24 protein-coding genes are annotated in these 24,969 nt (G+C 35.2%); 5 read left to right on the top strand and 19 right to left on the bottom strand.

All coding sequences use genetic code 11. The features are described 5' to 3' along the window. The first annotated feature begins 76 nt into the window (after positions 1 to 76). The 5 genes from AC1QSP_RS02620 to AC1QSP_RS02600 all read left to right on the top strand — a co-directional run bounded on the left by AC1QSP_RS02620 (position 77) and on the right by AC1QSP_RS02600 (position 3,778). Positions 77 to 601 (top strand): isoaspartyl peptidase/L-asparaginase, encoded by a 525-nt coding sequence (locus AC1QSP_RS02620; protein WP_484079653.1) that lies wholly within the window; start codon positions 77 to 79, stop codon positions 599 to 601. Positions 602 to 1,029: 428 nt separating this feature from the next. After that, positions 1,030 to 1,389 carry a DUF2185 domain-containing protein gene (locus tag AC1QSP_RS02615; protein WP_484079652.1) on the top strand — a complete coding sequence of 120 codons (360 nt, stop codon included), beginning with the start codon at positions 1,030 to 1,032 and terminating at the stop codon, positions 1,387 to 1,389. Between the two features lie 66 nt (positions 1,390 to 1,455). Next, positions 1,456 to 1,812: a YkvA family protein gene (locus AC1QSP_RS02610; protein ID WP_322969924.1), complete on the top strand. Its 357-nt coding sequence runs from the start codon at positions 1,456 to 1,458 to the stop codon at positions 1,810 to 1,812. Positions 1,813 to 1,921: 109 nt separating this feature from the next. Next, positions 1,922 to 2,845: a tRNA (adenosine(37)-N6)-dimethylallyltransferase MiaA gene (gene miaA / locus AC1QSP_RS02605; protein WP_484079651.1), complete on the top strand. Its 924-nt coding sequence runs from the start codon at positions 1,922 to 1,924 to the stop codon at positions 2,843 to 2,845. Positions 2,846 to 3,007: 162 nt separating this feature from the next. Continuing rightward, positions 3,008 to 3,778, top strand: coding sequence for an isocitrate lyase/PEP mutase family protein (locus tag AC1QSP_RS02600; protein WP_484079650.1), 771 nt, complete (start codon positions 3,008 to 3,010; stop codon positions 3,776 to 3,778). A 188-nt stretch (positions 3,779 to 3,966) separates the two neighbouring features. Here the strand turns inward: AC1QSP_RS02600 and AC1QSP_RS02595 are convergent, their stop codons facing one another. From AC1QSP_RS02595 to AC1QSP_RS02505, 19 genes are all read right to left on the bottom strand, one after another. After that, positions 3,967 to 4,722, bottom strand: coding sequence for an enoyl-CoA hydratase/isomerase family protein (locus tag AC1QSP_RS02595; RefSeq protein WP_484079649.1), 756 nt, complete (start codon positions 4,720 to 4,722; stop codon positions 3,967 to 3,969). An 83-nt stretch (positions 4,723 to 4,805) separates the two neighbouring features. After that, positions 4,806 to 6,857: a phenylacetic acid degradation bifunctional protein PaaZ gene (paaZ, locus tag AC1QSP_RS02590; protein WP_484079648.1), complete on the bottom strand. Its 2,052-nt coding sequence runs from the start codon at positions 6,855 to 6,857 to the stop codon at positions 4,806 to 4,808. A 170-nt stretch (positions 6,858 to 7,027) separates the two neighbouring features. After that, complete coding sequence (locus AC1QSP_RS02585) at positions 7,028 to 7,621, bottom strand: acyltransferase (protein WP_322969929.1); 594 nt, start codon at positions 7,619 to 7,621, stop codon at positions 7,028 to 7,030. A gap of 198 nt (positions 7,622 to 7,819) precedes the next feature. Then, positions 7,820 to 9,025, bottom strand: a complete 1,206-nt coding sequence (gene pcaF / locus AC1QSP_RS02580; protein ID WP_484079647.1) for a 3-oxoadipyl-CoA thiolase — start codon at positions 9,023 to 9,025, stop codon at positions 7,820 to 7,822. An 81-nt stretch (positions 9,026 to 9,106) separates the two neighbouring features. After that, positions 9,107 to 9,520: a hydroxyphenylacetyl-CoA thioesterase PaaI gene (gene paaI / locus AC1QSP_RS02575; RefSeq protein ID WP_484079646.1), complete on the bottom strand. Its 414-nt coding sequence runs from the start codon at positions 9,518 to 9,520 to the stop codon at positions 9,107 to 9,109. A 29-nt stretch (positions 9,521 to 9,549) separates the two neighbouring features. Further along, a complete protein-coding gene (locus AC1QSP_RS02570; RefSeq protein ID WP_484079645.1) occupies positions 9,550 to 10,707 on the bottom strand; it encodes a 3-hydroxyacyl-CoA dehydrogenase NAD-binding domain-containing protein in 1,158 nt (385 codons plus the stop codon). A 3-nt stretch (positions 10,708 to 10,710) separates the two neighbouring features. Further along, positions 10,711 to 11,496, bottom strand: coding sequence for an enoyl-CoA hydratase-related protein (locus AC1QSP_RS02565; protein ID WP_484079644.1), 786 nt, complete (start codon positions 11,494 to 11,496; stop codon positions 10,711 to 10,713). 6 nt (positions 11,497 to 11,502) lie between these two features. Beyond that, a complete protein-coding gene (paaD, locus tag AC1QSP_RS02560) occupies positions 11,503 to 11,991 on the bottom strand; it encodes a 1,2-phenylacetyl-CoA epoxidase subunit PaaD (RefSeq protein WP_484079643.1) in 489 nt (162 codons plus the stop codon). Next, a complete protein-coding gene (paaC, locus tag AC1QSP_RS02555; RefSeq protein ID WP_484079642.1) occupies positions 11,985 to 12,761 on the bottom strand; it encodes a 1,2-phenylacetyl-CoA epoxidase subunit PaaC in 777 nt (258 codons plus the stop codon). Before paaC ends, paaD begins: the two co-directional genes overlap by 7 nt. A gap of 3 nt (positions 12,762 to 12,764) precedes the next feature. Continuing rightward, positions 12,765 to 13,052 carry a 1,2-phenylacetyl-CoA epoxidase subunit PaaB gene (gene paaB, locus AC1QSP_RS02550; RefSeq protein WP_322969936.1) on the bottom strand — a complete coding sequence of 96 codons (288 nt, stop codon included), beginning with the start codon at positions 13,050 to 13,052 and terminating at the stop codon, positions 12,765 to 12,767. Between the two features lie 4 nt (positions 13,053 to 13,056). Further along, positions 13,057 to 14,022, bottom strand: a complete 966-nt coding sequence (gene paaA / locus AC1QSP_RS02545) for a 1,2-phenylacetyl-CoA epoxidase subunit PaaA (protein ID WP_484079641.1) — start codon at positions 14,020 to 14,022, stop codon at positions 13,057 to 13,059. Positions 14,023 to 14,044: 22 nt separating this feature from the next. Then, positions 14,045 to 15,127 (bottom strand): 1,2-phenylacetyl-CoA epoxidase subunit PaaE, encoded by a 1,083-nt coding sequence (gene paaE, locus AC1QSP_RS02540; protein ID WP_484079640.1) that lies wholly within the window; start codon positions 15,125 to 15,127, stop codon positions 14,045 to 14,047. Positions 15,128 to 15,130: 3 nt separating this feature from the next. Then, on the bottom strand, positions 15,131 to 15,703 hold the full coding sequence (locus tag AC1QSP_RS02535; RefSeq protein WP_484079639.1) for a TetR/AcrR family transcriptional regulator: 573 nt from the start codon (positions 15,701 to 15,703) through the stop codon (positions 15,131 to 15,133). Between the two features lie 5 nt (positions 15,704 to 15,708). After that, positions 15,709 to 17,046, bottom strand: a complete 1,338-nt coding sequence (locus tag AC1QSP_RS02530) for a phenylacetate--CoA ligase family protein (protein WP_484079638.1) — start codon at positions 17,044 to 17,046, stop codon at positions 15,709 to 15,711. A 115-nt stretch (positions 17,047 to 17,161) separates the two neighbouring features. Next, positions 17,162 to 19,219, bottom strand: coding sequence for an alpha-ketoacid dehydrogenase subunit alpha/beta (locus tag AC1QSP_RS02525; protein WP_484079637.1), 2,058 nt, complete (start codon positions 19,217 to 19,219; stop codon positions 17,162 to 17,164). 18 nt (positions 19,220 to 19,237) lie between these two features. After that, positions 19,238 to 20,482, bottom strand: coding sequence for a dihydrolipoamide acetyltransferase family protein (locus tag AC1QSP_RS02520; RefSeq protein ID WP_484079636.1), 1,245 nt, complete (start codon positions 20,480 to 20,482; stop codon positions 19,238 to 19,240). Between the two features lie 126 nt (positions 20,483 to 20,608). Then, positions 20,609 to 21,979: an MFS transporter gene (locus tag AC1QSP_RS02515; protein ID WP_484079635.1), complete on the bottom strand. Its 1,371-nt coding sequence runs from the start codon at positions 21,977 to 21,979 to the stop codon at positions 20,609 to 20,611. Between the two features lie 33 nt (positions 21,980 to 22,012). Continuing rightward, positions 22,013 to 23,326: a DcaP family trimeric outer membrane transporter gene (locus AC1QSP_RS02510; protein WP_484079634.1), complete on the bottom strand. Its 1,314-nt coding sequence runs from the start codon at positions 23,324 to 23,326 to the stop codon at positions 22,013 to 22,015. Between the two features lie 212 nt (positions 23,327 to 23,538). After that, complete coding sequence (locus AC1QSP_RS02505; RefSeq protein WP_484079633.1) at positions 23,539 to 24,765, bottom strand: DUF3748 domain-containing protein; 1,227 nt, start codon at positions 24,763 to 24,765, stop codon at positions 23,539 to 23,541. Positions 24,766 to 24,969: the final 204 nt, after the last annotated feature.

Raw genomic sequence — 24,969 nt, 5'->3', positions numbered from 1 at the left:
TTCGGACCTTTTAAAATGGTAATTTTTTGTATTCAATATTGAAAATGTTCGAAATCCAATCAAGGTAGCTCGTCTCTTGCAACACTATGAAGATCGTTTTTTAAGTAGTTTTGGAGCAAATGCATTTGCGGATAAAAATTCTATTCCCTTTTACAATCCTGAAATTCCCCAACGAAGAAAAGAATACGAGCAGAATATTAAGAACACAAGGACAAGTACGGTTGGATGTGTATGTTTGGATCGCGAGAATAAAATTGCTGTAGGAACTTCTACTGGTGGTAAAGGATTTGAAATTCCAGGTCGAGTATCTGATTCTTGTACTATTGCGGGTAATTATGCCAATTCTTTTTGTGGAGTAAGTTTAACGGGAGTTGGAGAAGATATAATAAATGGTGGAATGGCTGCTAAAATTGTAACACGAGTTTCAGACGGTATGAGTATTGAGAACGCTTTTATCAAATCGTTTAAAGAATTAAAAGAAATTAATGGCTACGCCGGAGCTATTGGGATAGATTATAAAGGGAATATTTATCATTATGAAAGTCATCCTACGATGGTCTATGCTTCTTTTGATGGAGAAAATTTTGATGTATTTAATTAAAAAAAGGACGTTAAGTCCTTTAATTATTTTTTTCTTTTTTTACTCATCCAAACCATCATAAAAATGACTCCACCAATGAGTAATGCAATGGTAGCTAAAATATAAAAACTTGAGGCCATAAATTCTTGTAACTGTGGAAACATAAGCGGTTTATTTGGTTATAGGTTAAATAAAAATTATACAAAATCAATTTCAAAATTTAGAAATAGACTAATGAATTCTAATGGTTGAGGTGGTATCATTGGAAAAAATGATAGCATATGAGTTTACTCAAAAATTGAACATTCACGTGGATTTCTTAAATTTTAAAATCTTGTAAAAGACCTATCAAAATTATTATGAGTGATATCGTACTATACATATCCCAAAAAATAAGCCATACTCATTTCTTGAATGGGATTCATTATATTTACAACTAATTATTTAGCATGAAAAATTATTTATTAGATCAAAAGGACATCAAAAATATAATCACTCTTCCAATGGGATATGGTTTAATTTCAGATCGAGTAACGGTAGATGGTTTGCCAATAGGTTATATGTACCGAGAAAACCCTGATAATCGTCAAGACAGTGGCTGGCGTTTTTTTGCAGGAGATGAATCAGAGGAATATTTGGATCAAGAAAATAACATTTCATTGATGAATATTAATACAATTGCTCATTATGACCAAAGTATAATTCCTTATCTAGAAGAAGAAATTGGAAAAGCCTTTGGAAAAAATGATTCTGGTGAATTTGTTGAAGAGGATTTCGAGCCAGATATGGAAGATGAAGCAATGGATTGATATTAAATTTTGGTTTGGCATATACTTTGTATTACATAGTACGTATCAATCAATTTTTATTTAAAAATGAATAAATCAAAGTTTTTTAAAGTAGCAGGTGCTGCTGCGATGAAGGCACAACAAGACAAATCTTTTTTTGAAAAAGTAAAAGCTTTTCCAAGATTGATTTCAGCTTTCAGAAAAAAACAGTACAAACCAGAACTATCCAATTTGTTCATGGGAATAATAGCTGTAGTCTATATTTTATCTCCTATCGACATTATTCCAGAAGCATTATTTGGACCATTTGGTTTAATCGATGATTTTGGGATTCTAATGTTTGGAATGAAATATTTTGATAAAGAAATCATCAATTTCTTGCAATGGGAGTTCAATCAAAAAAAATACAAAGACATCGAAGATGCTAAAATCATCGAAGAATAAAACATCAGAAAAACTGCCTTTACGGCAGTTTTTTTTATCCCTTTCGGATAATTTTTTTACTTCATAAAATATCGAAGTATCTTGCACCCTGATTCAATCAAAGAATTTCATGCAAACTGCCATACCAAATAAAACATTAATCAGTATCGTTGGACCAACAGCAATTGGTAAAACAAAACTAGCCATAGGCATAGCCAAACATTTTGGTTGCGAAATTATTTCATGTGATAGCCGACAATTTTATAAAGAAATGACCATTGGAACTGCTGTTCCCTCAAAAGAAGAATTGGCTGAGGTCAAACATCATTTTATCCAAAACTTATCCATTCATGACAATTATTCTGTTGGAGATTTCGAAAGAGATGGTTTAGCTTTTCTTAACCAATACTTTAAATCAAATAACATTTGTGTAATGGTGGGTGGATCTGGATTATATGAAAAAGCCATTACGGAAGGTTTTGATCAATTTCCAGATGTGGATCCAAAGATTCGCGAAGAATTAAACCGAGAATTAAATGATCACGGAATTGAAATGCTTCAAAAAGAATTGCAGCTAAAAGATCCAAATTATTTTAATGAAGTGGATATTCATAATAAACAACGTGTTATTCGTGCTTTGGAAATTATACGTGGAACAGGAAAAATGTTTTCATCGTTTCGTAATCAAAAGCTAACTCCTCGCCCATTTCAAATCATCAAAATAGGTTTAGAATTACCGCGCGAAGAAATGTATGATCGTATCAATCGTCGTGTAGATATTATGGTAAACGAAGGTTTAATTGAAGAAGTAAAAGCTTTAGAAAATGTAAAACATTTGAATGCATTGCAAACTGTTGGCTATCGCGAATTATTTGATTTTTTTGATGAAAGTATAACAAAAGAATTTGCAATTGAAGAAATTAAAAAGAACACACGTCGTTTTGCAAAACGTCAAATGACTTGGTTTAAAAAAGATGAAACCATTCAATGGTTTTCACCCTTTGATCTAGATCCTATCATACAACACATCAATCATAAAAAATCGAGCAACTAATTGTTCGATTTTTTTTTGTTCAAACACAGAATTTCGCCCTCTTTTTTGTTAATTTATTTTTCATTAATAATTTTACTCTAGTATTACGATAGATTATATTGTTCTTATATTGTATATTATTAGCATAATATTTGTAGTATATTGAATATCAAAACCTAAAATATGAATCATTACGAAGAATTTAAAAAACTACATTATGCCAATTCACCATTATTAATCGGTAATGTTTGGGATGCCATAAGCGTTAAAGCTTGTGAAAAAGCCGGATATGAAGTTGTTAATGTATCCAGTCATCCGGTTGCGGATATGCTTGGGTATAAAGATGGTCAAAACATCAGTTTTGATGAAATCTTTTTTATTAGTAAACGAATTAAAGCATCTACACCACTCCATGTTTCTGTAGATATTGAAGCTGGATATACCAATAACAATGACATTTTAAATCATTATGTTGAACGATTAGTTGATATTGGAGTCTGTGGTATTAATTTAGAAGATGGTATAACCAATGGTGAAGAACGAAAATTAGGTGATGTTTCAATTCTTGAAAAAAAAATACAATCAATTAAAACGTATTTGAATTCAAAAAATAAAAATATTTTTATTAATGCACGTATAGATACCTATACCACAAAACATCCAGAAGCATTTAACGAATCTTTAAATCGTGCTCAAATTTATGAAGCTGCAGGTGCAGATGGTGTTTTTATTCCTCTGATAGAAGATGATCATGAAATTAGAACGATATTAGATACTGTAGACATTGCGTTAAACGTATTTCTTACACCAAAATTGAATAATTACGATCATATCGCTTCTTTAGGAGTACATCGAATCAGTAGTGGTAATAAAGTACAAGCTAAAGTCAATGAGTTAACTGAAGATCTATTTAAGGATTTATTTCAGCATAAGAATTTTAATCGGATAATTTAAAAATGATTCCATTAATCATTAAAAATTGACAGAATAAAAAACATATATAATCATACAACAATTCTCTAAATATAAGAGTCTAATTCATGTTTAGATTATTTTATAAAATTTTAAATAAAAAAACCACTTCGTTTGAAGTGGTTTTTTCTCATAATAAATAATACAATCAATAAGTGGATATCTTATTTTTATTTTGCTTTGAATTTGTTAATTGCGTTAATCGTAAATTCAGATAAAACCAATTCACCTGATATTTTCGCACGCTCAATTAATAATTCGTCCCAATTTTCAGTTCCTTCCCACGAAACACGTTTTAAATGTTTCATCGCATCTGGATTCGATCCAGCTAATTTTGTGGCTAATGTTTCGATTGCTGCATCCATATCTTCAGCAGTTTCAAAAACTTCAGCGTATAATCCTTTTTCTTTTGCCCATTGAGCCGTTTGGAATTCTGTAGCGTTAATTGCCATTTGCGTAAAAGCAGAAGTACCTACTTTACGTTCTACCGCTGGTCCAACCACAAATGGTCCGATTCCAACTGCTAATTCTGATAATTTAACGGCAGCATGTTGTGTCGCAAAAGTATAATCTGCCGCAGATGCAATTCCAACTCCTCCTCCAACAGCTTTTCCTTGTATACGTGCTAATACGAATTTTGGCGCTTTACGAATCGCGTTGATCACATGAGCAAATCCAGAAAAGAATTCTAATCCTGTTTCACGATCTTTGATGGAGATTAATTCATCAAAAGATGCTCCCGCACAGAATGTACGCTCTCCTGCACTTTTTAAAACGATCACTTTAACAGCATCATCGTTTCCTAATTTTTCAATTTCAGCAGCCAAATTTCTTAATTGACTTCCTGGCATTGAATTACTTTGGTAGTGGTAAAATTCAATTGTACCAATTCCGTTTTGTATCTCTGATTTTACGTAAGCTTCCATGTCTTAATTTGTTAATGTGAGAAGGTGATAATTTGAAAATTATGGGCTAATTCACGAATTATCACATTATATAATTAATAAAATTAGTCTTGATTTAATTTTTTAACCATCGTTAAAATTGTCGCGATACCCACTGTTTCTCCAGTTTCATCGTAGATATCTACTAACCAACGAACAATCCCTTTGGCGATATCATTTTCGTCTTTTTTCTCTTGATCGATTTTCTCTTTACAAGTAAAACGAACACCAATAGTTGATCCTGGATAAACCGGTTTTACGAAACGACACTCATCTAAACCGTAGTTTAATAAAACTGGACCTTTTTTCGCTAAAACGAATAATCCTGCCGCTTTTGATAATAAGTAATATCCGTGTGCTACATTACGTTCGAAAATCGTTCCTTCTAATGAAGTCGCATCCACGTGTGCATAGAAATTATCTCCAGATAAAGCCGCGAATGCATTAATATCCGATTGTTGAATCGTGTGTTTTGCTGTAATTAACGTATCTCCAACTTTAACTTCTTCGAAGTGCTTCGCAAATGGATGTTTATCTTCTTCGATGTAATCTGCTCCGTATTGGTATTGTTGAGTAACAGCAGTTAATTTGTTTGGTGAACCTTGAATGGCCGTACGTTGCATGTAATGTAAAACCCCACGTTTTCCACCCATTTCTTCTCCACCTCCGGCACGACCTGGACCTCCGTGTACTAATAATGGTAAAGGCGAACCGTGACCAGTAGATTCTTTGATACATTCTGCATCTAAAATCACAATACGTCCGTGTAATGAACCTGCATTTAAAACAAATTCTGTTGCAATATCGTTATCAGCCGTTACAATTGAACATACTAAAGATCCTTTTCCCATACGAACTAATTCTACTGCTTCCGCTGTTCCGTTGTAAGGAATAATCGTAGAAACTGGTCCGAATGCCTCGATGTTGTGAACATCTGTCTTATTGAATGGATCGTTGTTCAAGAATAAAATTGGAGAAATGAAAGCACCTTTGTTTTTATCTGCTCCCTTTACTTCGAAATTATCCAAATCACCAAAAACAATTTCTTGTGTTTTGGCTAATTCTTCTACTTTTTCACGCACTTCTTTCACTTGCGCAGCACCTGCTAAAGCTCCCATACGAACACCTTCTACATTTGGATCTCCAATTGTCGTTGTAGATAAACGTTGTCCTAAAGCAATTTGTACATCTTCAACCAAATGAGCAGGAACTAATGCACGACGAACAGCAGTACATTTTTGCCCCGCTTTTGTTGTCATCTCGCGAGTAACCTCTTTGATGAAAATATCAAATTCTGGGGAACCCGGTTTTACGTCTTCTCCTAATACACACGCATTTAATGAATCGGCTTCTAAGTTGAAAGGAACACCTTCCGAAGCAATTCTTGGGTGAGCTTTTAACATTTGTCCTGTTGAAGCAGAACCTGTGAATGTGACTACATCTTCCGACTCCACGTGATCTAAAATTCCGTTGGCAGAACCTGTAATTAATTGTAAAGCACCTTCTGGTAAAATGTTTGATTCGATAATCGCACGAACTACAGTTTCCGTTAAGAAAGAAGTAATAGTTGCTGGTTTAACGATGGCTGGTACACCTGCTAAAAAGTTAACCGCAATTTTTTCTAACATTCCCCAAACTGGGAAGTTGAAGGCATTGATATGAATCGCCACCCCACGTTTTGGTGTTAAGATATGTGTTCCTAAGAATGTCCCATTCTTAGAAATTTTGTGTGTTTCTCCTTCTACATAAAAAGGTTGATCTCCGAATTGGCGACGTAACGATGCGTTCGCAAATAAGTTACCGATACCCCCTTCGATATCCACCCAAGAATCTGCACGCGTTGCTCCAGTTGCCCAAGAAACCGTGTAGAATTCCTCTTTTCTTTCCATTAGGTATAACGCTAATTTCTTTAACATTAATCCTCTTTCTTGGAAAGTCATTTTGCGTAATTTTGGTCCTCCAACCGTACGCGCATAATCCATCATCGCACCGAAATCTAATCCTGCCGATGATGCGGTTGCGATTTCGTCACCCGTAATCGCATTATATAACATTTGCCCTTCAGACGAACCTTTTATCCATTGTCCTAAAGCATAATTTTCTAATTGATTAGCCATTTTTTATGTTGTTTGTTGTGTTTAGTTTTAAGTATTAAGTCGTAAGTATTATGTCTTGTCATTCTTAAATTATCTCACAATCTAACAGTTACGATGTAATGTAGTACTTCGACTGCGTTCAGTGACCATTTCAGAATAACATAATACTTGATACATTTTACATAATACAATTATTTCGTTTCATTCCACGTCTTATAATTACTCGCCATCGACTCGTAATAATAATCTGGAACTTCGGTTAATGGTTCACAAGGTTTTAAACTTTCATGACAATCGCTAGGCAATTGCATATACTGTTGTGTGCCTTGATCTTTCCATTCGATCATTTGATCTGAAACTTGTTTTACGATTTTCGCCGGATTACCCACCACTACACTTCGTGTTGGAATATGTGTATCTGCTTTTACAAAAGCTAAAGCACCAATGATACATTCATCTTCAATTACCACATTATCCATGACAACCGCATTCATACCAACCATACAATTGCGACCAATAGTAGCACCGTGAATAATGGCACCGTGACCGATATGGGCTTTTTCTTTTAAGCGAACCGTTGTTCCTGGAAACATATGAATCGTACAATTCTCTTGTACATTGCAATTATCTTCGATGATGATTTGTCCCCAATCGCCACGTAACGCACATCCTGGACCGATGTATACATCTTTTCCGATAATCACATTACCTGTCACCACTGCTTGTGGGTGAATAAAAGCCGTTGGATGAACGACTGGTTTGTATCCTTTGAATTCGTAAATCATATTATTTAGATTTGAGATGTTAGTTATTAGTATTGAAAAACGTCATTTCGAGTGAATGTTTAATTTTTAAATTGAACATTTGTATCGAGAAATAAGATGTTTTTCAAATCCTTTCGTCTAACTTCTCGATACAATTTTTAGATAGACTAAAAATCATTCGAAGTGACGAATTAAAGTACTGATAACTATCAACTATTATTACGCTCTTTCAATAATTACCGCATATCCTTGTCCTAAACCGATACACATTGTTACCAATGCATAACGTTTACCTGTCGCTTGTAATTCGTAAGCTGCAGAGTTTAAAATACGCGCTCCTGACATTCCAAGTGGATGACCTAAAGCAATTGCACCACCATTTGGATTGACACGAGGATCATTATCTGCTAATCCTAAAGCACGCGTACATGCTAAAGATTGTGCAGCAAAAGCTTCGTTTAATTCGATGACATCAATATCATTGATTGTTAATCCAGCTTTTTCTAAAGCAATTTTAGAAGCGTTTACTGGTCCAATACCCATAATACGAGGTTCAACTCCAGCTACACCAGAAGAAACAATTCTTGCCATTGGTGTTAATCCAAAATCTTTAATCGCTTGTTCTGATGCTAAAATATTCGCTGCAGCACCATCATTTAACCCAGAAGCATTTCCAGCAGTTACTGTTCCATCTGCTTTAAAAGCTGGACGTAACTTTGATAAAATCTCCATTGTTGTATTGTTCTTAGGGAATTCATCCGTATCAAAAATGATTGGATCACCTTTACGTTGAGGAATAACCACTGGAACAATTTCTTTGGCTAAACGACCATTGGCTTGAGCAGCCGCAGTTTTTTGTTGAGACCATACCGCAAATAAATCTTGATCTTCACGAGAAATATGATCACGTTCCGCTAAATTTTCTGCTGTATTTCCCATGCCATCAACACCCCACATTTCTTTCATTTTAGGGTTGATGAAACGCCATCCGAACGTCGAATCATAAATCTGAGCATCCCCACCAAATGGAGAAGCTGATTTTGAAACCACTAAAGGGGCACGCGTCATCGACTCTACTCCTCCAGAAATCATTAATTGCGCATCTCCTACTTGAATCGCTCGTGATGCTGCAATGGCTGCAGATAATCCTGAAGCACATAAACGGTTCACTGTTTCACCTGGAACCGTATAAGGTAATCCCGACAATAAAGCCGACATACGTGCGATATTTCTGTTATCTTCTCCCGCTTGGTTCGCATTTCCGAAAATTACATCGTAAAATGCAGCAGGATCGATTGATGGATTTCTTTTTAATAATTCTGCGATAACCATTGCTCCCATATCATCTGGGCGTACAGCAGCTAATCCACCTTTTAATTTACCAATTGGAGTTCTTACTCCGTCAATAATATATGTTTGGTTCATTTTATTTACGTTTTACGTGAAATGTTTTACGTAGTACGTTTCTAAAACTTAAAACGTATTACGTATAACTTCAAACTTAATTTATTCTTCAATCAAAGGTTTACCTGTTCTAAAGCAAGTTCCTTTAAATAAAGCAATTAACTCATTGTTTTGATTTGTTACTTTGATATCGTAAATACCAGTACGTTTCGTTGAAGAAACTTCTTGCGATTCAATCGTGAAAATATCTCCTTCACGACCCGCTTTGGTAAATGAAATATGAACATCTAAAGCAACAGATATATTGTTGTACATATTACAAGAAAAAGCAAAAGCTGAATCCGCCATGGCAAACGTTACACCTCCGTGGACAGATCCAACACCATTCATCATTTCAGGACGAATCTTAGCTTGTAATTTAGCATATCCTTCTTTTACTTCTAATACTTCTAATCCTAACCATTCACTAAATTTATCGTGGTCAAGCATTGCATTTAATAATTTTTGAGAATCCATTTTTTTGTGGTTTTGGAATGTGATAAATTTTAGTAGAATGTTTGATTAGCTTTTACCATGTTACGAATAATAGGACTTAAACGGTAACGGTCTTCGTGGTAATAATTGTACAATTCATCTAAATCGTTTTGTACATTTTCGATGCCGTATTCATCGGCCCATTGTAATAATCCTTTTGGATAATTCACGCCTTTTGTCATGGCTGTATCCAAATCTTCTTTCGTCGCAATGTTTAAGAATAAAGCATCAGCTGCTTCGTTGATTAACATCACTAAAATACGTTTAAAGATTTTTTCTAATAATGCTTGATCTTGAGAAGGTTCATTTTTCGTTGCACCTTCTGCATAATTGTAAAATCCACGTCCAGATTTACGACCATAGAATCCAGCTTCGAATAAACGTTTTTGAGAAAACGATGGTTTGAAACGTGGATCGTAAAAGAATGATTCGAATACCGATTCAGTTACACGATAATTGACATCGTGACCAATGAAATCCATTAATTCGAAAGGTCCCATACGGAAACCTCCGACAGAAGTCATCGCATAATCAATGGTTTCGGCATCAGCAACACCTTCTTCTAATAAACGAATAGCTTCGCTATAGAATGGACGCGCTACACGATTCACGATAAATCCAGGCGTATCTTTTGTGATGACAGGTAATTTACCTACCGATTGAATTAATGCTTTAATTTCTTCTGCTAACCCTTCACGTGTTTGTACGGCTGGGATAATTTCAACCAAAGCCATTAATGGTGCTGGATTGAAAAAATGAATTCCAATTACACGCTCAGGTTTTGCACATGCAGAAGCAATTGAAGCAATAGATAAAGAGGAAGTGTTTGAGGCTAAAATACAGTTCTCAGAAACAATTTCTTCTACGTTTTTAAAAACCGTTTTTTTAATCTCTAAATTTTCAATGATTGCTTCAATAATTAAATCACATGAAGCAAAAGCATTTAAATCACCCGCATATTCAATGTTATTTTGAATTTCTTGTGCTTTTTCTGCAGTATATTTTTCCTTAGCCACTAACTTTTCGAAAGTCTTTGCTAAGTTTTGTTTTGAACGATCTAATGCGTCTTGATTGGTGTCGTATAAAACAACGGAATGTCCTGATTGTGCAAATACTTGAGCAATTCCAGAACCCATGGCTCCACCACCAATAATACCTATATTTTTCATTTCTTATTCTCCTTTAAATACTGGATTTCTTTTTTCTAAGAATGCATCAACTCCTTCTTGGTAATCTGAAGTTTTACCTGCCTTATCTTGAAAAATCCCTTCTTGTACTAATTGTTCTTCGATTGAATTTTGGAACGTTTGGTTCAATAATTTCTTCGTGTACGCTAAACCTTTCGTTGGTAAGTTCGCTAATTTTGAAGCTAATTTTGAAACTTCTTCTTCGAATGAATCATCGGTATAGAATTCGTATATCATTCCAATTTCTTTGGCTTGAGCCGCAGAAACTTTGTCAGCTAATAGCATCATTGCAGATGCACGTTGCATTCCAATTAAACGAGGTAAGAAATAAGTTCCTCCACAATCTGGAATTAAACCAATTTTTGAAAAAGCTTGTATAAAATTTGCTGATTCTTTTGCAACAACGATATCACATGCTAAAGCTAGATTTGCACCTGCTCCAGCCGCTACACCGTTTACTGCCGCAATAACTGGTTTATCCATATTTCTAATTTTTAGAACCAATGGATTGTAATTTTCTGTTACAATTTTGTTGAAGTCGATGTCTTTTTCTTCTAACACTTCACCCAAATCTTGTCCAGCGCAAAATGCTTTTCCTGTAGCCGTTAATACGACTGCACGAACAGAAGAATCTTGAGCTGCAACATCCAAATGATGTTGAAGTGAATGAATCATTTCGTGGTTAAAACTGTTGAAGACCGAAGGACGATTCAACGTAATCGTAGCAATTCCTCCTTCTTGTGTGTATAGGATTGATGTTGAATTTTCCATAATATTTTAGTGATGACATTTGAAATAATCAAACGGTTCGTGACAATCATTACATTGATACATCGCTTTGCAGGCAGTCGAACCGAATTGACTGATGAGACGCGTATCGTGTGAACCACATTGTGGACATTCGATATTTTGTTCGTCTGAAAAGAGCGCGTCGCTCGAAGGAGTTTTTGTAGGAGGCGCAATTCCATACGCCTTCATTTTTTGTTTTCCTTCTTCTGACATCCAATCAGTTGACCACGCGGGGCTCAACTGATGGATGACATTGATATTTTTTAATCCTTTTTCTACTAATTTTAGTCGAATCGAAATTGAAATAGCACTCATTGCAGGACAACCAGAATAAGTTGGAGTAATGGTAACATTTACAGTTTCATCTTCCTTAATTTCTACTTGACGAACCACTCCCAAATCCAAGACGCTAATCACTGGAATTTCAGGATCAGGAACTTCCTCCAAATATTGCCAAATTTCTTTTTCTGTTACCATTGTAAATTAGGATATGTTCTTTGCATGTATTGTAAGTCAGTTAGGATGTATCCCAAATGTTCTGTATGGATACCTTCTTTTCCTCCTTTTTGTGCAAATGTATTTTCTACATCTGCTACAATTGTAGCTTCTTCTAAGATTTCGTTCACTTTAGCTAACCAAGCGGCTTTAAAGTCATTTGGATTATCAATTAATCCCGCTTCAATTAATGCTTTTTGGTAAGGTGCTAAAATGAACATCTCTCCCACATAAGGTAAAATATCATTAACTGATTGTTGAATTTTATCGTGAGATTCTGGTGTTCCATCGCCTAAACGAATCATCCATTCAGAAGACCATTTTAAGTGATATTTCACCTCTTTTAATGATTTCTCTGCGATTGATTGTAACTTTAAGTCTTTGACTTTTAAGAATTGCTCTAATAAGAAATAATGGAACGAATCGTAAAAGAATTGACGCGCTACAGTATCACCGAAATGTCCATTTGGTTGCTCAACTAACAATAAGTTTTTGTATTCACGCTCTTCACGTAACATCGCTAACGTATCTTCCGTTGCTCCATTTCCGATCATTTCAGCCGCATAATTGTAATAGTTTGAAGTCTGACCCAATAAATCCAAAGCCATATTCGACATGGCGATATCTTGCTCTAAAATTGGTCCGTGACCACACCATTCGCATAAACGTTGTGCCAAAATCAGATTTGTATCGGCTAAATGCAAGATAAAATCGATGTAATTTTGATTGTTTTGATAAGCTGTTGCTGTCATAAATTACATGTTTTTGATTTCTTCTGGTACATCATAAAAAGTTGGGTGGCGGTACACTTTATCCTCTGCTGGATCAAAGAATTGTTCCGCTTCATCTGGGTTAGAAGCATGAATGTGTTTAGATTCTACAACCCAAATACTAACACCTTCTAAACGACGCGTATAGACATCACGAGCATTTTCTAAAGCCATCATTTCATCTGCAGCGTGTAAGCTACCGACATGTTTATGATCTAAACCTTGTTTACTTCTAATGAATACTTCCCATAAAGGCCAATCTCTATTTTCCATCTTTTTATGCGTTTTTGCGTTGTTCTTGTTCTAATTGTCTTTGTTTTCTTTTTTCGTGGTAAGCTGTTGCAGCATCTCTTACCCATGCTCCTTCTTCGTGTGCTTTACGACGAGCATCTAAACGTTGTTTGTTACATTTACCGTTTCCTTTTACAACGTCCCAGAATTCTTCCCAATCGATATCACCGAAATCATAATGTCCACGTTCTTCATTCCATTTTAAATCAGGATCAGGAATAGTTAACCCTAAATATTCAGCTTGAGGAACTGAAATATCGACGAAACGTTGACGTAATTCGTCATTAGAGAAACGTTTAATTCTCCATTTCATCGATAATTCTGAGTTTGAAGATTCTTCGTCTTTTGGACCAAACATCATTAATGTTGGCCACCACCAACGATTCATCGCATCTTGCATCATTGCTTTTTGCTCTTCAGAACCACGAGATAAAACCACTAATGATTCGTAACCTTGTCTTTGGTGGAATGATTCTTCCTTACAAACACGTACCATGGCACGCGCATAAGGTCCATAAGAAGTTCTACATAATGGAACTTGATTTAAAATCGCTGCACCGTCTACTAACCACCCAATCATTCCGATATCTGCCCATGTTAAAGTTGGGTAATTGAAGATCGATGAATATTTAGCTTTCCCAGAGTGTAAGTCGTTTAACGTTTGAATGCGAGAAACTCCTAAAGTTTCAGCAGCACAGTATAAATATAATCCGTGACCTGCTTCATCTTGTACTTTCGCTAATAAGATTTTCTTTCTATTTAACGAAGGTGCTCTTGTAATCCAGTTGGCTTCTGGTAACATACCCACGATTTCGGAGTGAGCGTGTTGTGATATTTGTCGAATTAATGTTTTACGGTATGCTTCTGGCATCCAATCTTTTGGTTCGATACGAACTTCATTTTCAATTTTTTCATCGAAAATGGCTTGAAAATCGATTTCTTTTGCACTCATTTTTTTCTGTTTTTAGAATTAATTATTTGGCATCAAAATCTACTACGACATTCGCAGAACGTGGATGCGCTTGACATGATAATACAAATCCTGCAGCGATTTCGTCTGGCTCTAATGAATAGTTGATGTCCATCTCCACTTCACCTTCTAAAACTTTACACTTACAAGTGGCACAAACACCACCTTTACAAGCATAAGGTAAATCGGCTCCATTTTGTAAAGCTGCATCTAAGATTGTAACCCCGTTGTATCCTAAATCCATTTGTAAAGAAGTGGCATCTAATTTAACCGTTACTTTACTCATCGTATCATCAGATACTTCGACTGCTTGTTGACGTTCAGCTTTTTTCGCTTCAGCAGATGCACTGTAGAATAATTCGAAGTGAACATTTTTAGCATCTACTCCTGCAGCTACTAAAGCGTCACGTCCACCTAAGATCATATCTTCAGGCCCGCATAAGAATACTTCTCCAATTTCTTTTGGATCGATAACATGTTGTAAGAAATATTCAATTTTTTCTTTGGTAATACGACCACTTAAAATCTCTGCATCAGCCGTCTCACGACTTAAAATATTGTAAACGCTTAAACGTTCCATGTATTTGTTCTTTAATGCTTCGATTTCTTCTTTAAAGATGATCGTTCCTTTGTTTCTGTTTCCGTAAATTAATACGAATTTACTATTGGGTTCAGTTTGTAAAACTGTTTTAATAATCGATAATACTGGTGTAATCCCAGATCCTGCGACAATACCAACATATAATTTGTTGTTGGCTGCATCAACTTCAGTAAAGAAATTTCCTTGTGGAGTCATTACATCTAATGCATCACCAACTTGTAAGTTGTCATTGACATATGTAGAGAATATACCATTTGCAATTTTCTTTACTGCAACACGTAACTCTCCATCCAATGGACTTGAACAGATCGAGTAAGAACGTCTAATCTCTTCATCGTTTTTGATATCTTTAAACGTTAAATACTGTCCTTGTTTAAAGTTAAAATCGTTTTGTAATTCAGCTGGAACATCAAGCACAACAGAGACACATTCTGGTGTTTCGCGCTTTATTTGTTTAACTGTTAATTTATGAAAATTGATAGCCATAGCTTATTTTTTTAATCCATTTACTAAAAACGTGGTCAAATCGGCTTGTAATTCCTCTGGTGAGATTTCTCGGTTAGGTTTATACCATAATTCGATCCAACGTAATGATGATAATAAAGTGAAAAGAGCAACAGAAACATTAATTTCTTTGAATTCTCCCGTTTGCATACCCTTTGTTAAGATGTTAGCAATACGATTTTCATATCCTTTACGAACTTCTTTATATAATTTCTTTTTAGGTTCTGATAAGTTCTTCCAATCATTATTTGCTACGGAAACTTCATTCGGTCTTTCAATCATCAACTTCACATGAGTTTCTATCAATCGTGATAGTTTTTCAGAATGTGAATTTTGAGCTTCTTCAATCTCAGTGATAAATGAAAGGTATTCATGAGCAACGCTAAAACAAATCTCTTCTAAAATCTCATCTTTTGAACGAATATGATTATATAAACTTGCTGCTTCGATTCCTACCTTTTCTGCTAATTCGCGCATCGAGGTAGCCGAATAACCTTTTTGTTTAAAGATAATTGCAGCTTGCTGTATGATTAGTTCTTTTCTACTCTGTTTCGCCATTCAAATTATGCTTCCCTCTTATCTACAATTCGATTTAATTTTCCGCCATCACTCATCGGTAATTCACCGTTTTGATAAAGCTTTACACTCATTCCAAGTCCAATATTGTCTTTTATTTTCTTTTGAACGTTAGAAATCAATTTTTTCACTTCATCAGGTGCACCACCGTTTAAATCGTGAGTTGGAATTCCATAATGATTGAAATAATTAGGATTAATTTCAATTCCTACCTCAACAGCGTCCATATTTTTAGGACGAGTTAATACCACTTGATAATTTGGAGATAATTGTGGGAAATCTGGTAAAATATCAGCCACTTGAGTGTGGAAGAAATTCACTCCTCGAATAATCATCATATCATCAGCACGACCGATAATTGGTCCCATTTTGATATGTGTTCTCTTTTCAGAGTGTTCGTACGTTAATGTAGTAATATCGCCTGTCCAATAACGTACCATTGGCATAGCTTCTTTTGTTAATGAAGTAAGGACTAAAACTCCTGGCTCTCCATAAGGCAATGGCTCACCAGTCACTTTATCTACAATTTCTGGATAGAAATGATCTTCCCAAATGTAGCTTCCTGTTCCTTTTTCTTCGAAATCCTCATTTGAAACCCCAGGACCGATGATCTCACTTAATCCGTAAATGTTAGCAGCAGATAAGTTTAACCCTGTTTCAACTTCTTTACGTAATGCTTCAGACCATGGCTCAGCCCCTAAAACGGCAACTTTTAAATTAAAATCGCGAATGTCTTCACCTCTCTTTTTTAACTCCTCTGCAATCGTTAAAGCATAAGAAGGAGTTGCTGTTAAAGCTTCCGCTTGGAAATCTTTCAATAACATGATTTGTTTTTCAGTTCCACCTCCTGAAATTGGAACAACTGTCATTCCTAATTTTTCAGCACCATAGTGAATACCAATACCTCCAGTAAAAAGTCCGTAACCGTAAGCATTTTGCAATTTCATTCCTGGTTTACACCCAGCTGCAGCTAACGAACGGGCAACAACTTCTGAGAAGATTTCAATATCATGTTTAGTATATGCAACAACAGTTGGTTTTCCTGTTGTTCCACTTGAACAGTGTACACGTGACAATTCTGTCTGTGGTACAGCAAGCATTCCGAAAGGATAGTTTTCACGTAAGTGATTTTTCTTCGTAAATGGCAATTTATGTAAATCATTAACCGATTTAATCTCGTTAAGATTTACCCCCGCTTGATCATATAATCCCTTGTAAAAAGGAATGTTATTGTAAGCACGTTGCAGCGTGTTTACTAATCTTTCATTTTGAATTGTACGCAATTTATCAATTGGCATCAATTCCATATCCGTGTTAAAGATCATATCTTGATTGTGGTGTTTGAAATACGTTAATCCAAAAATAGAAAAAAATATTTAACAAACTAACATTCGTTAGTAATTTTTATTGTTTTTTTACACCAAACACCACAATTCAAGCTTAATAACTTAATAGTGAGTCAATTAAATTTTGAAGTTTTTTTGAAGATGGTAACATTTCAGCCTCTAAATTACTGTTTAAAGGGATCGCTGGCATGTCTTTCGCCCCTAAAATTCGAACAGGCGCATCTAAAAATTCGAAACATTTTTCCGAAATCAAGCCAGAAATACTTTGTGCATATGATCCAGAAACTTGTTCTTCTGTCAACACAATACAACGACCATGCTTTTTAACTGATTCAAAAATAGACTCTTCATCCAAAGGAACTAACGTTCGAAGATCAATAATTTCAACTTGATCCGCGTATTGTTTCGCAGCTTCTTTCGCCCAATATACCCCCATACCATATGTAATTATGGTCACAGTGTTTTTTTGATCACTAATAGGTACACTTTGTACAACACGTGCTTTTCCAAACGGAAGTACATAATCTTCATCCGGTTCAATAGTTGCAGCATCTTCAGTTCCTTTCATTTTAGACCAATATAACCCTTTATGCTCTAACATGACAACTGGATTTGGATCGTAATAGGCCGCTTTCATCAAACCTTTTAAATCAGCTCCTGTCGAAGGGTAAGCAATTTTAATTCCTTTGATTGCAGTCAATACACTTTCCACTGAACTAGAATGGTAAGGACCTCCACTACCATAAGCACCAATAGGCACACGAAGAATCATCGATACAGGCCATTTTCCATTCGATAAATAATTTGATCGAGCCACTTCAGTAAATAACTGATTTAAACCTGGCCAAATGTAATCGGCAAATTGTACCTCAACAATTGGTTTTAAACCTACAGCAGACATTCCTACAGTTGACCCGATAATAAATGCTTCTTGTATAGGTGTATTAAAGACACGATGCTGACCAAATTGTTGTGCAAGAGTGGCTGCTTCACGGAAAACACCTCCTAAACGAATTCCTACATCTTGTCCATACAATAAGGCCTCGGGATGCTTTTCCATGATTTCACGAATAGCAAACAAAGCCGAGTCAACCATCACCGTTTTTTGCTTCCCTTCAGGTTCACGATTCCCTTTTTCTTCCGTAATCGGTGTTGGAGCAAAAACATGATCATATAAATCTTCTGGGCGAGGATCTTCAGCTGCTTTCGCTTTTTCATAATCAGCATTTACCAAAGCACGAATTTCTGCTTCGATGGTTTCTATTTCATCGACCTCTATATCATAGGCATATAATGTTTCCTTTAGTCTTAAATAAGGATCACGCATCTGAGCTTCTTCTAAATCATCGCGATACCATTCTTTACGTACTCCAGATGTATGGTGATTCAATAAAGGAACTTTCGCATGAACTAATACAGGACGATTTTCATTTCGAATGATAGCAATTGCCTTTTCAATGGTTTCATACGATTCAAGGAAATTTGTTCCATCAATTGAAAAAACTTCTAACCCTTTAAATCCTTTAGCAAAATGCGCCATATCTTGAGCACGGATTTCATCTGCAGATGCCGAAATATCCCATTCGTTATCTTGAACCAAATAAAGAACGGGTAATTTTTTTAGCACAGCCATCTGCAACGCTTCTGAAACTTCACCTTCCGTACAACATGCATCACCAAGTGAACAAACCGCAATCGGCTTTTCATCTTTTAGAATTCCCATTTGTTGGGCGTATTGAATTCCCATTGCAACCCCAGTAGTAGGAATCGCCTGCATACCAGTCGCACTACTCTGATGAGGAATTTTTGGATAGTTGGGATGATTTAAACTTGGATGCGAATAATACGTTCGTCCTCCAGAAAAAATATCATCGCGTTTGGCTAATAACTGAAGCATTAACTCATATGGAGTAATACCAATTGCTAAAAGCATCGCATCATCACGATAGTAGGCACTCAAATAATCTTGTGGCGTTAACTGAAGCCCCATCGCAATCTGAATAGCTTCATGCCCTCGAGAAGTCGCATGCACATATTTTCCCGTGATAGCTTTTTCACTTTCATAAAGTTCAGCTAAGGATTTAGCGGTAACTAATAGACGAAAAGCTTTTTTAAGTAAATCTATATTGGTTTGATTGTTTTGAATTTCCATTGGTTTGAGATGTTAAAGTTAAATGGATTGATTGATATCCCAATTTTCGATGTAATCAGAAATACGTTTTAAAAATACTCCTCCAAGTGATCCATCCACCACACGGTGATCAAAGGAAAGCGACAAATACATAAATTGACGCACAACAACGAGATCACCATATTCTGTTTCTAATACAGCTGGTTTTTTCTTGATGACACCCGTAGCTAAAATGGCAACTTCAGGCTGATTAATAATCGGAGTTCCCATTAAATTTCCAAATGTTCCGACATTCGAAATGGTAAACGTTCCACCGGAGATATCATCAGGAGAAAGCTGATTATTTCGTGCTTTATCGACCAATCCATTCACTCCTTTCGCCAAACCTTCAAGATTAAGCATATTGGCTGATTTGATCACAGGTACGATTAAATTATTATTTGGAAGTGCAGTCGCAATACCGATATTAATATCATGATGTTTAATAATTTTCGTTTCTGTTTCATCCACAGATACATTTATCATTGGAAAATCTTTGATCGCTCGAACTACGCAATCAACAATCATTGGCGTATACGTTAATTTCTGTTGATACTTTTCTTCGAAAGCCTTTTTATTGGCTTCACGCCATTTAACAAAGTTGGTAACATCTGGTTCAACATACGCCGTTACATGAGGTGAAGTTTGTTTACTCTTCTTCATGTGTTTTGAAATTAATTGGCGCATTTTATCCATTTCAATAATTTCACTTGATCCATTACTTGAACGCGATGACACAACGTTTACAGTTGATTCAGCTGAAGTTGAAAGAGGATTTTTTATGAAATTTAGGATATCATTTTTTGAAATACGCCCATTATGTCCACTCCCTTTAATTTTAAGGACTTCTTCCATCGGAAGATTTTCTTCTTGAATAATTTTACGCACTAAAGGAGATAAAAACTGATCGGATTTTAATGAACGTGATGCAATCGTATTTTTAGAAATAATATCATCGTTGTTTTGCACTGTCGGATGTTCATCCACAATCGTAGGATCCGCCGAATGAACTTCAAGTATAGCATAAACTTCACCGATTGCAATAGTGTCTCCTTCTTGATATTTTAGTTCAATCAAAGTACCTGCAGAAGGTGAAGGCACTTCTGAATCGACTTTATCCGTCGAAACTTCAGCAATAGTTTCGTCAACATCAACAGACTCTCCTACGTTTTTGACCCATCGAGAGAGTGTTACCTCAGTAACACTTTCCCCAAGTTTAGGAATCGTTAATTCAATTTTTTTCATTTTGTTGTTTGCAGTTTGAAAATTGAAGATATTAATAATTTTTATTATAAACGGCTTCAAATTAAAATATTAAAAAAAAGGCTCAAATAATATGAGCCTTGATATGATAACGTAAAACAAAAGGGTTTAGTCTTCTGTTAAATCCGTCTTGTATGTTTCTGGAATTGTAAAATAATTAACACAAATCGCAATTACAATTAAGATTAATGGATAAGTCAACCCAATATAAGGAGACATCGCAGCAGAAACAATTAAAGTTGATTTAATTAATTCCGTAACAAATGTTGTTGCTCCACCAATAAATCCATTCCCCATATTTTGAGCAAATCCCATACTCGTATAACGAATTTTAGTTGGGAATATCTCTAACATGAAAGCTCCTAATGGACCATAAGTTGCCGCTCCAGCAATTGATGTAATTAAACTAATTCCTGCAATGGCTAAAATCGCTGGTGTACCAATCGAATGAATTTCTTTTAACCCTTCCGGATTTCCAATCGACATATATGCATAGAAAGACAAAGGAATTAAAACTAAAGAAGCAATCATCCCCCCTAACATCACTGGTTTACGTCCAATGCGATCAGATAATGATCCAAAAAATTGGTAGAAGAATGAACTGAATAATGTTGCTATTAATACAATTATTAAAACTGTTTCGTAAGGTAACATCACGGCACGTTGCAAGAAAAATAACGTGACAAATAATGTTGTTTGCATAATTGTAGATTGCGCAGCATTTCCTCCAAAAATTGCTTTCAACATGATTTTCACATTTCCAGGTGTAGTAAACGCATCTTTTACTGGAGATTTAGATGTTTTACCATCTTTCTTTAATTGTTCAAACACTGGACTTTCGTGAAGTTTTTTACGAATAAAATAACTAATTAAAACCAATACTCCAGAGAATAAGAATGGTATTCTCCATCCGAAAGAATTAAAACTTTCTTCTGACATCGATGATTGCGTTAAGAATACAACCAATAAACAGATTAATAATCCTAACGGAACAGTAGCCTGAATAAATCCTGTATAGTGCCCTCGTTTTTCAGTAGGTGCATGTTCAGCTACATAAATAACTGCACCCGCATATTCTCCAGAAATGGCTAACCCTTGAAAAATACGACAGATTAACAATAAGACCGGTGCAAACCAACCGACTGATTCAAATGTCGGAATTAAACCAATCATAAAGGTTGCTGATCCCATCATAATTAATGAGACTAAAAAGGAATATTTACGTCCAATTTTATCTCCAATACTTCCGAAAACTAATGAACCAATTGGACGAAACATAAACGATGAAACAACAACAGCTAATGTTTCCAAGAAGTGTGATGATCCGTCATTTGGAAATAACTGAGTTGATAAAACACTGGCTAAAATAATGGCCAAAAACATATCGTACCATTCGATTAATGTCCCCACTGATGAAGCAATAATCACCTGAAGAATATTATTTTTCTCCTGAGTATTTGTATGAATTGCAGATTCCATAAATGTATTTTTTAGATATTTTTGATTATATGATTAGAAACTAAATAAACTTGTCAAGTGAAAACGATAGTTGGTTGCTAAAAATTTGTTTTCAAATCCTGTTGCATCATTTGTTGCATCAGCCCAACGTGCTGAACTACGCTCCATTTCAAGTCTAAATTTTAAAGACTTACTTGGAGTAAAATCAATTCTTGGAACAACTTTGTACAAGTAATTAACTGTACGACCTCCATTTGGATTTGCTGATAATGCTCCCCAACTTGTCGTTACACCATACGTTGTTGATGTAGCACCTTCTACAGGATCTTTTACCCCTCGATTGTATACCGCTCCAGCAAACATCCCTAATGACCATTTTCCTGAAGTCGTTTGCTGAATATCCAACCATACACTTTCGGTATCAATAGGCTTGTATGTTTCTACTTCATTAGGTAATTGATAACCTACAAAACCACCAAGCATCACAAAAGATGCTGCGTTTTGCATTTTATATGCTGCTGCAGTAACTGTTAAAGGTTTTGCAATAAATTTGGCATAAGCCATTGCAGAAAAACTATTCACACGTTCATTGGATTTTAATCCATTTGAAACTAAAGAAGGTTTCAAATTTTCATATTGTGTTCCGACACCTGCTACGAATTTGTTCGATTTATATTGCACTTGTAAATGGGCAGCTGGCATACCACTGTTGCGATAAGGTTCAGTATTCGGTGTAAAATCTCTTTGCGAATGGACTGCTGCTATGACTTTGAATTGATCCGATAATTTTTGTGTCAAACGAACTTGTGGATTACGATTTAATCCATAAACTGGTGCACCCGTCCCATAGTTAACCATATTAGGCAACGCTTCTGTTACTACAAAAGGATGCCAATATTGACCAATACCCAATTGTGTATTTTCCCAATCCAACATCACATAAGCATGACGCAAACGAAATTCATTTATTCCTCCTTCAGTAGCTCCGAAAAATTCACCTTCTAAAATTCCAGAAGATTTAGCGCCTAAAATTTCAGGTCCTTTTAAAGTAACCCCCGCACGAGAAATAATTGAAAGCATATGAAATTTCCCAGTTGCATTAATATCCTCCCCATTGGCATCTAAAACACGATCTTTTGGGTAAAGCATTACTGCATTTTCACCTGCTCCAATATTTTGACGGGTATCTACAAATGCATCATTACGAATAAATCCGTAAAAATCAACTTGAACTTTTTGATTAGTAGGTTCAGTTACAACCACCGGTTGTAAAGAATCTTTAATTGAAGTATTTAAATTTTGAGCATAAGCTTCTTGTCCGCTCATAGCCATGGCTACAAGGGATAAAGTAAATAATGTTCTCCTCATTTTATTTGTGATAATGTGTTAAAATTATACAAATAAATTTCACGAACAAGCATTCGTTAGTGTTTTTTTGACACTAATAATAAAAAAATAGATATTTAATCAAAATAAGATAATTTTTCACCTTCCTTCATTCCTTAAAACCCTATTTTTGTTAGTTTTGTTCAAATCAGACAATAAAAAAAAGCGCTCCAAGGAGCGCATGATAGAAAATTTTATAGCCTTATTTTGAAAATTTGAAGGAATTTTGAAGTTAAATTTTCGTGAACATATTGATTGAAGAGAATAAATTCATCATTTAGATCAAAATTGGGGATACCATACAACCCTATCTCATCGGTAATCAAACATTTAAACGAACGTTTAATCATATCATAAACTATAAGTGAATGATCACAAAAATAGACCAAGCGATGTCCATCAGAAGATATATTAAAAGGAGAATCAATCGATTTTTCATGAAATGTTATTTGCTCTACCGTTTCATTGAAGCGTTGCACACGATATATATTCCGTACATCATCCTCATTTTCCATCATAAAATAAACGTATAAACCATCGGGTGATGAACGAAGCCAATGCCTAAAGCTAGAAACCCCTTTTAGTGTACGAGTTACTCTTTTTTGAAAAATACCTTGAGGCGGATTTAATAAACCAAACGATAAACTTTTTTCATCAAATCGATCAACACAGTTTTCAATATCATTTAAATCAATGGTAAAAATCTCCGTTTTACGATTTCCAGCATAATCTCTTACCCAACCTTGAAATGCAAGGATTCGTGATTTCCCCAGCCAACACTCATCAAAAGCTTTCTCTATTTCATCCGAACCAGGAGCCGCATTAGGAGTAATTTGACTGACTATTACAGCATAGTGTGTACCTGAGAAATTTTCAGCATCTTCAGGATAAACGTCAACAGACTTAGGAAACATTACACCCACCATACGCTCAGTGGATAAAACTTCATCATTATATGTAAAACTGATTAAATCTCCGGATGAATGCCAACAGTGAGAATGAGTACCACCTCTTAAAGCTCCTTGAATGTAGGGTTTGGAAACTTTACGTGCATCAAAATGGATGGGCAGATTTTTATTAAGAAGATCAATTCCTACACCACTTCGTCGATCCAACGCATAAGGTTTGTGTTCATTGGCATTCATAAGACCATGAATAAATAATACCATTTCCTTATGAGGTGCGTAGGTAACAGCTCCAACACCAGGTCCAAATTCATTGGGGTTTTGTACTTCATATAAAACTTCAGTTTCTAATGTAGAGAGATGAACCCTTTCGATGCGAGTCGTTGTTCCAATGGCAGAATCCTCATTACGGGTATCATACACAACCCATTGATTATCGGGAGAAACAACTTGACAATGATGTAAGGTATGACCATACGAACCAAATGTTAATTGGATGGGTGCAAAAAAATTCATAATTCTAATTTCCACAAATTTAAAGGCTTTAAAAAATGAATAAAAGAACATTTAACACTATTTTAATCATTTTGCTTTTTTTAATTTTATATATTTAAAAATCAAACCTTAAACAAGATGACAATGACACAAAAAGAATTTAATTTAGCAGAACAAATTGAGAAATTAAAATGTCCAAAACATAGTTTATTAAAGAGACAGAAC

Source organism: Faecalibacter sp. (assembly GCF_057177045.1).
This window is presented reverse-complemented; position numbering and strand designations above follow the sequence as displayed.